The organism is Aeromicrobium panaciterrae, assembly GCF_039537165.1.
In the GTDB taxonomy this organism is placed as follows: domain Bacteria; phylum Actinomycetota; class Actinomycetes; order Propionibacteriales; family Nocardioidaceae; genus Aeromicrobium; species Aeromicrobium panaciterrae.
The window spans coordinates 2,136,748-2,150,021 of record NZ_BAAAZZ010000002.1 but is presented as its reverse complement, the minus strand read 5'-3'; the positions used below and the strand labels follow the sequence as shown (position 1 = coordinate 2,150,021).

General features: G+C 64.6%; 13 protein-coding genes. 9 read left to right on the top strand and 4 right to left on the bottom strand.

Going from position 1 to position 13,274, the window contains the following annotated elements; genetic code table 11:
- The first annotated feature begins 130 nt into the window (after positions 1 to 130).
- The 5 genes from ABD683_RS11315 (at position 131) to ABD683_RS11295 (ending at position 5,680) form a co-directional block, all read left to right on the top strand.
- Positions 131 to 2,143 carry a branched-chain amino acid ABC transporter permease gene (locus tag ABD683_RS11315; protein ID WP_344770021.1) on the top strand — a complete coding sequence of 671 codons (2,013 nt, stop codon included), beginning with the start codon at positions 131 to 133 and terminating at the stop codon, positions 2,141 to 2,143.
- On the top strand, positions 2,133 to 2,927 hold the full coding sequence (locus ABD683_RS11310; RefSeq protein WP_344770019.1) for an ABC transporter ATP-binding protein: 795 nt from the start codon (positions 2,133 to 2,135) through the stop codon (positions 2,925 to 2,927). Before ABD683_RS11315 ends, ABD683_RS11310 begins: the two co-directional genes overlap by 11 nt.
- Positions 2,924 to 3,649, top strand: a complete 726-nt coding sequence (locus tag ABD683_RS11305; RefSeq protein WP_344770017.1) for an ABC transporter ATP-binding protein — start codon at positions 2,924 to 2,926, stop codon at positions 3,647 to 3,649. Before ABD683_RS11310 ends, ABD683_RS11305 begins: the two co-directional genes overlap by 4 nt.
- Positions 3,650 to 3,728: 79 nt before the next feature.
- Positions 3,729 to 4,805: an alcohol dehydrogenase catalytic domain-containing protein gene (locus tag ABD683_RS11300; RefSeq protein WP_344770015.1), complete on the top strand. Its 1,077-nt coding sequence runs from the start codon at positions 3,729 to 3,731 to the stop codon at positions 4,803 to 4,805.
- A 2-nt stretch (positions 4,806 to 4,807) separates the two neighbouring features.
- Complete coding sequence (locus ABD683_RS11295) at positions 4,808 to 5,680, top strand: SMP-30/gluconolactonase/LRE family protein (protein WP_344770013.1); 873 nt, start codon at positions 4,808 to 4,810, stop codon at positions 5,678 to 5,680.
- Here the strand turns inward: ABD683_RS11295 and ABD683_RS11290 are convergent.
- The gene (locus ABD683_RS11290; protein WP_344770011.1) at positions 5,664 to 7,250 is read right to left on the bottom strand and encodes a DHA2 family efflux MFS transporter permease subunit; all 1,587 of its coding nucleotides are present in this window, start codon (positions 7,248 to 7,250) and stop codon (positions 5,664 to 5,666) included. The two genes, ABD683_RS11295 and ABD683_RS11290, sit on opposite strands and share 17 nt — an antisense overlap.
- A gap of 77 nt (positions 7,251 to 7,327) precedes the next feature.
- On the opposite strand from ABD683_RS11290, the gene ABD683_RS11285 reads away from it, so the two are divergent.
- Positions 7,328 to 7,915, top strand: coding sequence for a TetR/AcrR family transcriptional regulator (locus ABD683_RS11285; protein ID WP_344770009.1), 588 nt, complete (start codon positions 7,328 to 7,330; stop codon positions 7,913 to 7,915).
- Positions 7,916 to 7,920: 5 nt separating this feature from the next.
- Here ABD683_RS11285 and ABD683_RS11280 read toward each other — a convergent pair whose 3' ends face one another.
- Both ABD683_RS11280 and ABD683_RS11275 read right to left on the bottom strand, forming a co-directional pair.
- Positions 7,921 to 8,898 (bottom strand): MDR family oxidoreductase, encoded by a 978-nt coding sequence (locus ABD683_RS11280; protein WP_344770007.1) that lies wholly within the window; start codon positions 8,896 to 8,898, stop codon positions 7,921 to 7,923.
- Between the two features lie 23 nt (positions 8,899 to 8,921).
- Positions 8,922 to 9,977, bottom strand: a complete 1,056-nt coding sequence (locus tag ABD683_RS11275) for an aldo/keto reductase (RefSeq protein ID WP_344770005.1) — start codon at positions 9,975 to 9,977, stop codon at positions 8,922 to 8,924.
- A gap of 94 nt (positions 9,978 to 10,071) precedes the next feature.
- Here ABD683_RS11275 and ABD683_RS11270 point away from each other — a divergent pair, with 94 nt between their 5' ends.
- Positions 10,072 to 10,614 (top strand): winged helix-turn-helix transcriptional regulator, encoded by a 543-nt coding sequence (locus tag ABD683_RS11270; RefSeq protein ID WP_344770003.1) that lies wholly within the window; start codon positions 10,072 to 10,074, stop codon positions 10,612 to 10,614.
- A 29-nt stretch (positions 10,615 to 10,643) separates the two neighbouring features.
- On the opposite strand, the gene ABD683_RS11265 is transcribed toward ABD683_RS11270, so the two are convergent.
- Entirely contained in the window at positions 10,644 to 11,483 is an 840-nt protein-coding gene (locus tag ABD683_RS11265) for an alpha/beta fold hydrolase (RefSeq protein WP_344770001.1), read from the bottom strand.
- A 149-nt stretch (positions 11,484 to 11,632) separates the two neighbouring features.
- Here ABD683_RS11265 and ABD683_RS11260 point away from each other — a divergent pair, with 149 nt between their 5' ends.
- Together ABD683_RS11260 and ABD683_RS11255 are read left to right on the top strand one after the other, a co-directional pair.
- Complete coding sequence (locus tag ABD683_RS11260) at positions 11,633 to 12,208, top strand: TetR/AcrR family transcriptional regulator (protein ID WP_344769999.1); 576 nt, start codon at positions 11,633 to 11,635, stop codon at positions 12,206 to 12,208.
- Positions 12,209 to 12,270: 62 nt separating this feature from the next.
- Complete coding sequence (locus ABD683_RS11255; RefSeq protein ID WP_344769997.1) at positions 12,271 to 13,272, top strand: NADP-dependent oxidoreductase; 1,002 nt, start codon at positions 12,271 to 12,273, stop codon at positions 13,270 to 13,272.
- The last annotated feature ends 2 nt before the right edge of the window (positions 13,273 to 13,274 follow it).

The following is a 13,274-nucleotide window of genomic DNA, read 5'->3' as shown; positions in this document are numbered from 1 at the left end:
TGACGAGCTCTTGCACTCGGATGCGGGAGCTCGTCAGCCTCCTCGGGTGCCCGGTGGCCCGTCCCACCGGTTCGAGAACGGCGCGAAGTCGCCCGCCCCATCCCCATATCTTTCGTGAAGTGAGCACAGCATGAGTGAGTTCTTCCAGTTCGTCGTCCTGGGCCTGACGCTCGGCGCGGTCTACTCGGTGTTCGCGTCCTCTCTGATCGGCATCTACGCCGCCACCGGGGTCATCAACTTTGCGCAGGGCTCGGTCGCACTGTGGTCGGTGTACACCGTGGCGGCACTCCGCACTGACGGCACACTGGTGCTGCCGGTCGGCAGCATCGCGCTCGGCGACGAGAGCAACCCGATGTCAATGCTTCCAGCGGTGGTCATCGGCGTCGCGATGGCGGCCGCGTGGGCACTGGCCGCGCATCTGGTGGTCTTCCGGCCACTGCGAGGCGCCCCGGCCCTCGCGAACGTGGCCGCCTCCGTCGGCCTGATGCTGTTCTTGCAGGCGCTCGTGCTGTTGCGCTTCGATACCCAGGAGCTGTTCGCGCAGTCGGTCCTTCCGGGATCGACGTTCGAGGTCGGGGAGGTAGTCATCAACGTCAGCGACCTGATGATGGCCGGAGCAGCGATCGCTGTGGCCGTTTTGCTTTGGGCCTACTTCGGCCTGACGAGCCGAGGCGTGGCGACCCGAGCCGCGTCGGAGGACGAGCTCGCCGCCAGACTCGCCGGCCACTCGCCCGACCGACTCGCCGCCACCGTATGGGTGCTCGCAGCGATGGCCTCGGGCCTGATCGTGATTCTGGGCGCCTACACAATCGGCCTCGATCCGGCGAGCTACACGTACTACGTCGTACCTGCGCTCGCGGTGGCGCTGGTGGGCCGACTGTCCTCCTTCGGCGTGGCGTGCGCCGCCGGTCTCGTACTCGGTGCGATCCAGGCCGTGCTGCTCTGGGCGAACACGCTGTCGTGGTGGCCGGGATGGGCCCAAGCCGGCCTCGGCGACGCCATCCCGTTCGTGGTCGTGGTGGTGGCGCTGTACCTCCTCGGCGGCCGCATCCCGTCGCGCGGATCGCTCGACGAGGTCAAGATGCCGCTGGTGATCGTGCCTCGGATCCGCCTGGTCCCGGTCACGACCATGATCGTGCTGGCGGGACTGGCGATCCTGCTGACGGCCGACAGCTGGCGGTTCGGGATCGTCACGTCGATGATCCTCTCGCTGATCGCGTTGTCGCTGGTGCTGCTGACGGGTTACCTCGGCCAGATCTCGCTGGCGAGCATCGCCTTCGCAGGAACCGCCGGCTTCGCGTTGTCGAAGCTGACGATCGGACTCGGGGTCCCGTTCCCTTTGAGCATTGTGCTGTCGGCGCTGGTGGCGACGGCGCTCGGCGTGGTGGTCGGCCTCCCGGCCTTGCGCATCCGTGGCGCCCAGCTGGCGGTGGTCACGCTCGCTGCCGCGTTGGCAATCCAGAGTTTTGTCTTCAACAACCCAGTGCTCACGCCCTACGAGGGGCTGAAGGTCTCGGACCCGTCGGTGCTGGGACTCGACCTGTCCGTGCGGCAGGGTCAGAACCTGATCACATGGCAGTTCTCACTCATGGTGCTGCTGATCGTTTCGGTCACAACATTGGTGGTCATGCGGTGGATGGGCGGCGCCACCGGACGGATCTTTCTCGCCGTGCGCTCCAACGAGCGGGCTGCGGCATCGGTGGGCATCAACGTCGCAGCCACGAAGCTGCTCGGATTCGCCCTGTCGGCCTTCCTGGCCGGGGTCGGAGGATGTCTGATCGGCTACAGCCGCGGCCAGCTCTCGGCCGCGTCCTTCACCGTGGTGGTCGGTCTGACGATGCTGGCGATCGCCTACTGCGGTGGCATCACGTCGGTCTCGGGTGCCTTCGTCGCCGGCTTCATCGGCCCGCTCGGCGTGTTCTACGTGTTCTTGAGCCAGACCCTGGATCTCGGCCGCTACTACGAGGTCATCGCCGCAGGTGGTCTGCTGCTGATGGCGGTCACTAATCCCATCGGCGCGGCGGGCGCCTTCGCCGAGTCCGCGGCTGCGGTCCGCGCCAGGCTGACCGGCCACCGAGCAGCAGCGATGGACACGGAGCCGGAAGCCGTTCCCTCTACGAAGGTGGATTCTCATGTCGGTTGACGTGTCCGTGCCACTGCTGCAAACCACGGGTCTGTCGGTCCGCTACGGCGGGGTGGTGGCCAACGACGACATCACTCTCCGGGTCGGGGCCAGCGAGATCGTCGGACTGATCGGACCGAACGGGGCCGGCAAGACCACGTTCGTCGACGCCGTGACCGGGTTTACTCGCTCGACCGGCGGGATCCTCCTCGATGGCGAGACCGTGGAACAGCACCCGCCACATCGCCGTCGCCACGAGGGCCTGGCCCGTACCTGGCAGGCCGGCGAGCTGTTCAGCGACCTGACCGTGACGCAGAACCTGGCCGTCGCGGTGCAGCGCCCGGGGATCCGGACCCTGATCGCCGACACCCTCGGCAGGTCGACGCCACCGCACGAAACGATCGCCGCGGCCCTCACGATGGTCGGTCTCGACAACGTCGCCGACCGGCGCCCCACCGAGCTGTCACTGGGCCAGCAGAAGCTGGTGGGCGTCGCGCGGGCTCTGGTCGGTGGGACCCAGGTCGTGTTGCTGGACGAGCCCGCGGCCGGACTGGACACCCACGAGAGTCGGCATTTCGGCACCGAGCTGCGACGCATCGCCGACACCGGAGTGGGTGTGCTGCTCATCGACCACGACATGTCGCTGGTGCTCGAAGTGTGCGACCGGCTGTACGTCCTGGACTTCGGTCAGATGATCGCTGAGGGCACGCCCGAGGAGATCCGCAACGACCCGCGCGTGATCGCCGCCTATCTGGGCGGCCCCGACGTCCCGCCCACGCCCGACGACGAGAGGACTCTGTCATGACCACGGCCATTCGATCCGAGGTCGCGCTCGAGCTGTCGGCTGCGACCATCGGGTACGGCGGTGTACCCGCGGTCCGCGATCTCGACCTGAGCGTGCGATCGGGCGAGATACTGGCCCTGCTCGGTCCCAACGGTGCCGGCAAGACCACGACCATGCTGGCGGCCGTGGGCGCGATCCCCCTGCTCTCCGGCTCGGTCACCGCGCTGGGTGCACCTGTCGTCGAGCAGGTGGAGCGCAATGCTCGCCGTGGGATCACGCTGGTGCCCGACAACCGGGGCGTCTTCCACTCACTGAGCGTCGCGGACAACCTGCGCGTCGCTCAGCGCAAGAGCGGCTCGGACGCCGGCTTCGTGCTCGAGTACTTCCCCAAGCTGAAGGGCATGCTGCGCCAGCGATGCGGGAGTCTGTCTGGAGGAGAGCAGCAGATGCTCGCGTTGGCGAAAGCCATGCTGCCCGAGCCCCGAGTGCTGCTGATCGACGAGCTGAGCATGGGGCTGTCGCCCATCGCGGTCCAGAACATTCTGCCGCGGCTCAGGGCGGTGGCCGACGAGCAGCAGATGGCCATCGTGCTGGTCGAGCAGCACATCGATCTGGCCCTGTCGATCGCCGACAGCGGAATCGTGCTGCACCACGGCCGCGCGGCTCTGACGGGGTCCGCCGACCGTCTGCGCCGTGACCGCGACGCCGTCGAGTCCGCCTACTTCGGGGTGGAGGCGTCCTGACCACCCACCAGTGTTCAGCCGACCCACCTTCCGATTCACCTACACATCCACGTCACATCAACATCCGAGGAGACATCCCATGAAAGCCGCTCGATTCTTTGCCCCCCACGACGTGCGCGTTGTCGACGTGCCGATCCCCGAGCCCCGGACGGGCGAGGTGATTCTGCGCGTCGCGTACAACGGTATCTGCGGAAGCGACCTGCACGCCTATCTCAACGGAGCGGGTACACCGCAGGAAGCGCCTCACCCGCTCACCGGCCACCAGAACCCCACCACCCTCGGGCACGAGTTCTCGGGCACCGTTCACAAGGTCGGTCACGGCGCCGAATCCCTAAGCGTCGGGCAGCGAGTCGTGGTGGAGCCGGTGCTCAGCTGCGGCGCGTGCGAACAGTGCTACTTGGCGAACTACTCGTACTGCTTGAAGGGTGTCGGCCCGGGGCTTTCGGTAGCAGCAGTCGGTCTGGGTGCCGACGGCGGGTTGGGTGAGTATGTAGCAGTGCCGGCCAGTCTGGTTCATCCGATCCCTGACACCCTTCCTCTCGACCTCGCGGCGCTCGCCGAACCGACAGCCGTCGTGAATGGCGCCCTGAAGCGAGCGGGTTTCACGATCGGAGACGACATCGCTGTTCTCGGGGCAGGGCCGATCGGTCTCTTGCTCGCCACTTTGGCCCGTGTCTCCGGCGCGGGTCGAATCTTCATCTCCGACGTCGTGCCAGAGCGTCGGGCCAAGGCGAGAGAGCTTGGATTCGTCGATGTGGTGGATCCAACCGAGGGCGACCCGGTAGCTGCGATCCTGGGGGCAGTCCCGAACGGAGTTGACAAGGTGTTCGACTGCGCCGGCGTGCAGGCTTCGATCGACATGTCCCTGGCGATCGTGAAGAACAGCGGAACGGTGATGGCCGTCGCGATCTTCGAATCGCCTGTGACCATCCCGTTGGTCGTCGTCACGATCAAGGGCATCTCGCTCCTCAGTACTCTCAGCTACGCCAACTCGTTCTCGAGGGTGATTGGTTTGCTTGATGCACACCAGGACAAGTTCTCTCCGCTGATCACGCACGTAGCATCCCTCGACGACGTCGTCGAGGACGGATTCGAACGACTGATCAACGGCCGTGCCGACACCAAGGTGCTCGTTTCGGTCGCCGGGGGTCGGTAGAGATGGTGCGAGAGCTGACCAGATTGTTCGACGGCGGGCACTTCTTTGAGTCGCCCCGCTGGCACGACGATCGCTGGTGGATGTCGGACTTCTTCGGCGGTGCCGTCATCTCCCTGACCTCGTCGGAAGACGCTCGGGTCGAGCTCAAGGTGCCGAACGGCCCGTCGGGGCTGGGCTGGCTGCCCGACGGATCGCTCCTCGCCGTGTCGATGGCGGACCGCACAGTGCTGCGTCGCGATACCGCCGGAGCAGTGAGCACCCACGCCGACCTTGCGCCCCACTCCGAGGGGATCGCCAACGATATGATCGTCACTCCGTCGGGCCATGCCTACGTCGGCAACATGGGCTACGAGTGGGCGGAGGGGCATCCACACGACGCGACCATCGTGCACGTCGCCCCGGACGGGCGGGCGAGTGTTGGTACCCGGGAGGTCAGCTTCCCAAACGGGTCGGTGCTGCTGTCCGACGGCGTCACCCTAGTGGTGGCCGACACGTTCGCGGCGCAACTCGTCGCCTGGACCATCCGGCCCGACGGCAACCTGGCCGATCGACGCGTGTGGGCTGATCTAGGCACCCCTGTCGAGTTCAATGACGACGGGGAGTTCATCACCCCGCCGTCCGCGACGCCAGACGGCTGCGCTGTCGACGCGCACGACAGGATCTGGGTCGCGGACGCGGCCAACGGGAGGGCCGCGCTGGTCGTCGAGGGCGGCGAGGTCGTCGACGAGATCGCATCTCCGGAGGGTCTGCCGTTCTTCGCATGTGCTCTGGGCGGATCGGACGGGAGCACGTTGCTGCTGTGCGCCTCGCCCGATCACCTGCCGGTCCATCGACAGGCCGCGCAGGAGTCGGTGATCTTCACGGTGGATCTGTGAAGCGCGTCGATGCGAGTTGGCGCAGCGCGGCTTGTGGCACGAGTCGTTCCGATCCACCCACGGAGACGGTCACGAGTTCGTCGAGGTCGGCGGCGCAAAAGGAGTGAGGACAGGTGCAACTGCCCCGTTGTTCGTGTCCTTCGAGTCGCCGACCGTGCGCGCACGGGGCATCAGTAGAGCCAGAGCCGCTGCCAGCGCGACTGCACCTGAGCCCAGCCACAGCGCGGGAACCAGCCCATCGACGAACCGATTGGCAGACTGACTCGTAACCACCCTGTGCCGAGAACACCGCTGCCAGCGAAGCGACACCAATGGCGCCACCAACCTCACGAATGGCGTTGTTGGCACCCGAGGCGATGCCCTCCTCCTCCGGCCGCACAGTGCTCATGACCAGGCTGGCGCTCGGGGCAAAGAACATGCCCATACCTATCCCGCACACGACCAGCGCCGGGAGCAATGCTGTATACGAAACGTCAGGCTCAACGGCAATCGCCCATAGGCCGAGACCCACCGCATTGAAGGCCATCCCCACGGTCACGACGGGTGCGCCGCCGATCCGGTCGGACAGCAATCCCGCCAGAGGCCCGACGACCATCGGCATCGCCGTCCACGGCAGCATTCGCACGCCAGCCTCCATCGGCGAATAGCCGCCCACGGTCTGGAGGTACTGGCTGAGCAGGAAGATCGCTCCGAACATGCCGAGGAACATCAAGAGGCTGGCCGCATTGATGGCGCTGAAGGCTCGACTACGGAACAGCCGCATCGGCAGCATCGGGTTCTTGGCACGGAGCTCGTACAGGACGAAGGCAGGCAGAAGTACCGCACCCGCCGCGAAACCGGCGAGGATCGACGGGTCGGTCCAACCGTCGGCGTTGCCGCGCACGAGCGCGTACACGACGCCGAACAGGCCGCCACTCGCCAGCACTGTGCCCGGTAGGTCTAGGCGAGAGTTCGAGCCATAGCTCTCGTCCAACAGAAGCCTGGACAGTGGGATCAGCGCAAGACCAATCGGGACATTCACCCAGAAGATGGCCTGCCACGAGATGTGCTCAGTCAGCGTGCCACCTATCAGTGGACCGGTTGCGACGGCGACACCGCTGGCCGCTCCCCAGATGCCGAAGGCCGCGCCGCGGCGCTCCGGCGGGACCGCGGCGGAGAGTAGCGTGAGCGTCAACGGCGTTACGATCGCGGCGCCCAACCCCTGTCCCGCTCGCGCGGCGATGAGCTCATTCATTCCGGGCGCGAGCGCCGCCGCGGCGGAGGCGATTGTGAAAATTCCGAGACCGATGAGGAACATCCGCCTACGACCGAAGCGGTCACCGAGCGAGGCACCGAACATCAGCAGTACCGCGAACGTCAGGGTGTAGGCGCTGACCGTCCACTCCAGATCTTCGAGACCGCCACCGAGGTCATCGCGAATGGAGGGAAGAGCGGTGGTGACGATCAGATTGTCCAGCGCAGCGATGAACCCGGCCACACTGGTGATGATCACTGCCCACACGGCGGTACCCCGTCGAGCTACTGGTTGATTCGTTGCCATGAGGTGCTCCCACATTTGAATGATGATCATAATATTACGATCACTAGACAATAGACTACGATGAGAGGCCAAGGCAACCTTTCCAGAAGAAGCGAATCGAGGATCCGGTGGCGAGGTACGGCAAAGAGCACAAGGAAGCGACGCGGCAGCGGATCATCGAGACGGCCGGCCGTCGACTAAAGCAGGACGGCATCGACGGGTCAGGCATCGCGACGTTGATGGCCGACGCCCAGTTGACCAACGGCGCCTTCTACGCACATTTCACATCCAAGGAAGACCTTGTCGCCTCCGTGGTTTCGCATGAGCTGGAGGCGCAGGCCGCCAGTTTCACCGCGCTGGCGCCCGGCCGTGCTGGGCTCGAGGACTTCGTCCGCGAGTACCTTTCCCCCCAACACCGCGACAGCCGCAACCTCGGCTGCCCATCAGCAGCCTTGCTCGATGAGCTCGGTCGCTGCACGAACACAACCAAGCACGCCTACACATCAGGAGCGCGAGTCATCCTGGACGAGATTGCGAGCCGACTGGTGCCCGAGGATCCCACGTCGGCACGCGGAACGACGCTTGGCCTCTACACCATGATGATCGGTACGCTCCAACTCGCGCGAGCGCTGGATGATCCGAAGCTCGCCGACCAGGTGCTCAAGCAGGGAATCGAGAACGCCCTCGAGCTTCTCCGGTCCAACCAGCGCGCCTGACACCCTCAGGCGTTGACGTCGACCACGGTTCTTCCTCGCACCTCCCCGGCCAGGACTCGTCGTGCCACGGTCGCCGCCTGATCGAGCGGGACCGTCGTCGTCATCTTCTCCAGTAGCTCTTCGTCTAGATGATCGGCGAGAACCTCCCATGCAGCCAATCGGCTACTCGCGGGCGCGTTGACCGAGTCGATACCCGCGAGAGTCACACCCCGCAGGATGAATGGCGCGACCGTGCCCGGGAAATCAAGACCCTGAGCAAGTCCGCAATTGGCCACCACCCCGCCATAGCGGATCTGGCTCAACACATTCACGAGCGTGTGACTGCCGACGCTGTCGACGCCGCCGGCCCACCGCTCAGCCCCGAGGGCCCCCTGCGCTGACTCTGACAGTTCCGACCGCGCAATGATCTCCGCGGCCCCCAAGGACCGAAGATAGGCTTCCTCAGCTGGGCGACCGGTCGACGCATGAACCTCATACCCCAATGCGGCCAGCACCGCGATCGCGACCGAACCAACACCACCCGCCGCACCGGCAACGACGATGGGACCGCCCTTCGGAGTCAGTCCGTGACGTTGCAGAGCCACAACACTGAGTCCGGCGGTGTAACCCGCTGTGCCGATCGCCATCGCCTGCCAGGTCGAGAACCGCAGAGGGATCCTCGTAATCCACTCCGCCGGCACCCTCGCCCGCGTGGCGAACCCGCCGTTGTGGGTGGCCGCGAGCCCCCACCCGTTGACTGCCACCGGATCACCCGGCACAAAGCCTGACTCCGCCGCCGCCTCGACCACCGTGCCAGCCAAGTCGATACCGGCGACGATCGGGAAACGCTGAACGACGCCCGGAGCACCCGACACACCCAGACCATCCTTGAAGTTCACTGCCGAGTAATCGACTGCGATCGTCACGTTGCCCTCACCGATCTCGTCGTCGGGTACTTCAGCGATCTCCGTACGATGCCCGGAGCCGTCCTTCACGATCTGCACTGCTCTCATCTTTCGTCTCCTTCTCAGGCCACGGGCACGATGGGGCCATCGACCTGTGCTGCCAGCCCGCCTTGGACCCCGTTCAGCGATGCCGCATTTGCCTCATGCGGTACGCCGAGTGAGGTCGTGCTGATCGCGGTCAGGTGCTCGAACTGCTCTGCGGTGAGCTCAAGATCGAGCGCGCCGAGGTAGTCGTCCAGCTGGGCAAGGTTGCGCGGACCGATGATAGGGATCGAAGAGGTCGCGAGGCGGCGCGAGCGTTCGTTGACCCACGCCGTCGCCACTTGTGCAGGAGTTCGACCGACGTCCTTCGCGATCGAGATCACCGCGTCGACAACAGCCGACTTCTGTGCAGTTGACTCGGTGTGCACCAACATCTTCAGATCCGACAGTCGACCCTGCTCACTGCTGCGGTACTTGCCCGTCAGAAGGCCACCGCCCAGCGGAGACCACATCGTCACACCCAGACCGAGCGCCTCAGCCATGGGTAGGAGCTCACGATCGGCTGACCGCTCGACGAGGCTGTACTCGACCTGGATGCCAGCCACTGGTGCCCAGCCAGCTACGTCAGATAGTGCCGCGGCACGAGAAAGACGCCATGCCGGGAAGTTGGAGAACGCCGCATACAGGACCTTGCCTTGGCTTACGAGGTCGTCAACGCCACGTAATATCTCCTCGATCGGCGTGAGCGCATCCGGGTAGTGAACCCACAGCACGTCGACGTAGTCAGTGTTGAGCCTCGTCAGGCTTTCCTCGACCGATGTACGCATATTCTTGCGCCCGTTACCGGTACGTGAGAGACCTCCACCGGGCTGCGCTCCCATCGAGAACTTCGTGCCGAGGATCAAATCGTCGCGATCGGCATGGACGAACTCGCCGACGAGCTGCTCCGACTGACCGAACTGATAGATGTCAGCTGTGTCGATGAAATTGCCGCCGGCCTCGATATACCGCTCGAAGATCACCTTGGCCTCATCTCGCTCCGCACCGGCTCCCCACCCAGTCCCGAAATTGCCGGTCCCCAATGCGTACTGGGATACCCGCAGTCCCGTGTGGCGGCCAAATGTGGTGTAGCGCATGAGGTGTCTCCAAAACTAATCGCGAAAGGCTGAGTGGTTATCGCCAAGTTAGCACTTCTGACTTGGATGAACGAAGTCAGAGTACTGTGATGACATGCCTCCCCGCTCCAAAGCTCTTGCCGATGCCGCGACTGACTCCTGCGCCATCACGAGGAGCCTCGGCGTTCTCAGCGACTCATGGAGCTTCCTGCTGCTTCGCGAAGCATTGTTCGGCCGCCGTACGTTTGCGGAGTTCGTCGACGCCCTCGGCATTGCCACCGATGTACTAAGTGTGCGTCTGGCCAGCTTGGTCGAGCATGGCGTCATGGAGAAGATCCCCTACCGCGAACCCGGCCAACGGACTCGCTTCGCCTACGAGCTCACACCAACCGGCGAGAAGTTGAATCTCGTGCTCGCAGCTCTTCAGCAGTGGGGGGACGAACACCTCCCCTCCTCAGACCCGCTAGCCGCCCTCCCGCTTGATCGCCATACCCACGATCGCCTCCGCGTCGCGTTTGTCGACCCAAAGGGCCGCACGATCAACCAGCGTGACGCGCAGTTCCTACCCGCAGCGTCCTCGACAGACCGCGCCCACCGAAACGTTTCCAGCCTCCGAGGGAACGTAACGGGTCGACCGATGCGAGGCCCGGATCACTAATTCGACCCGGGCCCTTCGGCCGCGCTGAATCACTTGGCCAAAAACTCCAGCGCCTGCGCGACGAACCGATCGTGGTACTGGAAGACACCACCATGGCCGGCGTCCGGGTAGATCGCGAGCTCGCTGTCGGGGAAGCGCTCAGCCATGTCGTACGAGTTGGACGTCGGCACCATGCGGTCGTCATCACCGTTGGCAACAAACACGGGGACCGTGACCCGCGACAGGTCGGCCGGCTTCTGAGTTCCCCAGGTGTGAATCGCCTTGAGTTGGGCGCGGAATGCAGACACAGCGATGGCCTTGTCGCGGTCGTCCTTGCGTTCCTTGAGCCGCCTGAGGAACGCCGCCGCTTCACGCTTGCCGTTGTCGGTGCGAGTGAAGAACAAGTAGGTCTTGGGATCCTTCAACGTCAACAGGCCACGCACGCTGTCGAGATACGAGAGTCGGGTGACCTTGTCGATGCCGACGCCACCCGCAGGGCCGGTGCCCGTCAGAATCAGCTTGCGGACGAGCTGGGGATCGAGTTGAGCGATCGCCTGGGAGACCATGCCGCCGAGCGAGAATCCGTGCAGGTCGACCTTGTCGTGACCGAGTGCCCGAATGACCGAACTGGCATCACGCGCCATGTCCTCGACGGTCGTGCGGGTCTTTCCAGTGGACGAGCCGACTCCGCGGTAGTCGATCGCGACCACGTGGTGCTTCGTCGCGAAACCGTCGACCACGCGCGGGTCCCAGTTGTCCAATGTGGCGGCCAGGTGGTTGAGGAATACAACGGGGACGCCACCATCCGGGCCAAGCTCGCGGTACGCATAGGTGACACCTCCCACGTCGATCGTTTTGCCAGGTGCGGTGCGGTACGTACTCGTAGTCATGGTCTCTCCGAAAGATTGCCCGGCGGGTGCCGAGTGGGGATACAGGTTATATTATGACCATAATCTTATGTGGCTAGGATTGTCAATTGCCACCTTCATCGGGGCCTCATGATAGTCTTACGGTCATACTTCTATTGAAGGAATCCCCCGTGCGATACGACATCGAACACAAGCCTGCGACCCGCCAGCGCATCCTCGCCAGCGCCGGACGGCGCCTCAAGGAGGACGGGATCGACCGGTCAGGCATCGCGACCCTGATGGCAGATGCTGGCTTGACGAACGGCGCCTTCTACTCGCACTTCTCGTCCAAACAGGAGCTGGTCGCCGCCGCCGTGGCGGAGCAGTTGAGCGGCCAGGCGGCGGCGTTCCGGGCATATGGTTCAACTCCCGTAGCACTGGAGCACTTCATCCGCAGCTACCTCACCGAGTGGCACCTCGGGCATCGCGCCGACGGCTGTCCGTCCGCGGCACTGCTGGACGAGATCGGCCGATGCAACGAGTCGACACGAGCGACCTACACCGACGCCCTGATGAGTCTCGTCGACGACATGGCTGTCGCCGTTGGCTCTGGGGACGTTGCCGCGGAACGTGCCAAGACGCTAAGCATCTACGCGATGCTCGTCGGCACGATGCAGCTCGCGCGAGCCGTGACGGATCCGAATCTCGCTACAGCCCTCCTCGATCGCGGGGTCGAGAACGCCATGAACGCACTGCGCTCTTCCTGAGCCCAGCAACCACACGATGCGTACGGCCACTCCGGCCGCGCCAAACAAGGAAGCCAAACAGTATGAAGTCATTCATCGTCGAGCGCTACGCCAAGACTGGCGCAGTGCGCGCAGCAGAACGCCCTGACCCAGAGATCAACGCCGACGAAGTACTCGTCCACGTGGAGGCGGCGGGGGTCAACCCTCTAGACTCCAAGATCGCGGCTGGCGAGTTCAAACTCATCCTGCCCTACCGGCCCCCATTCGTCCTCGGCCACGATCTCGCCGGTGTGGTCGCGCGCGTCGGGCCAGCCGTGACCCAGTTCGCCCCTGGCGACACGGTGTACGCGCGACCCGGCGATTTCCGGGTCGGCACCTTTGCCGAACTCATATCCGTTAGGGAGAAAGACCTCGCCCTCAAGCCGACGACAATCTCGTACGAGCAGGCGGCATCGCTTCCTTTGGTGGCGCTGACGGCGTGGCAGGCCCTGGTCGAGAAAGGCAGGATCTCTCCCGGGCAGAAAGTCTTCATCCATGCAGGATCCGGTGGCGTCGGCACAATCGCCATTCAGCTCGCCAAACACCTTGGCGCATCCGTCGCCACCACGACGAGCACTGCGAACGTTGAGTGGGTTAGGGACCTCGGCGCCGACATCGTTATCGACTACACGGTCGAAGACTTCGAAAAGGTCCTCAGCGGATACGACCTCGTGCTCGACTCCCTTGGCCCTGAGAGCCTCTTGAAGTCGTTGAACATCCTCAAGCCAGGGGGCATCGCCATCGGAATCGGCGGGCCGCCCGACCCCAGCTTCGCCAAGGACATCGGAGCAAATCCTGTAGTAAAGCTGGCAACCCGCATTCTCAGTCGCAAGGTGCGCAAGGCAGCCCGGCGCCTCGGCGTCCGCTACTCCTTCTTGTTCATGACGGCCAACGGCGACCAGCTTCGCGAGATCGCGAAGCTGGTCGACGCAAAGGCGATTCGCCCTGTCGTGGACCGAGTCTTCCCCTTCGACAAGACTCTCGATGCGCTGGACTACGTCGATACCGGTCGCGTCAAAGGCAAGGTTGTGCTCTCAATGGGCTGAGA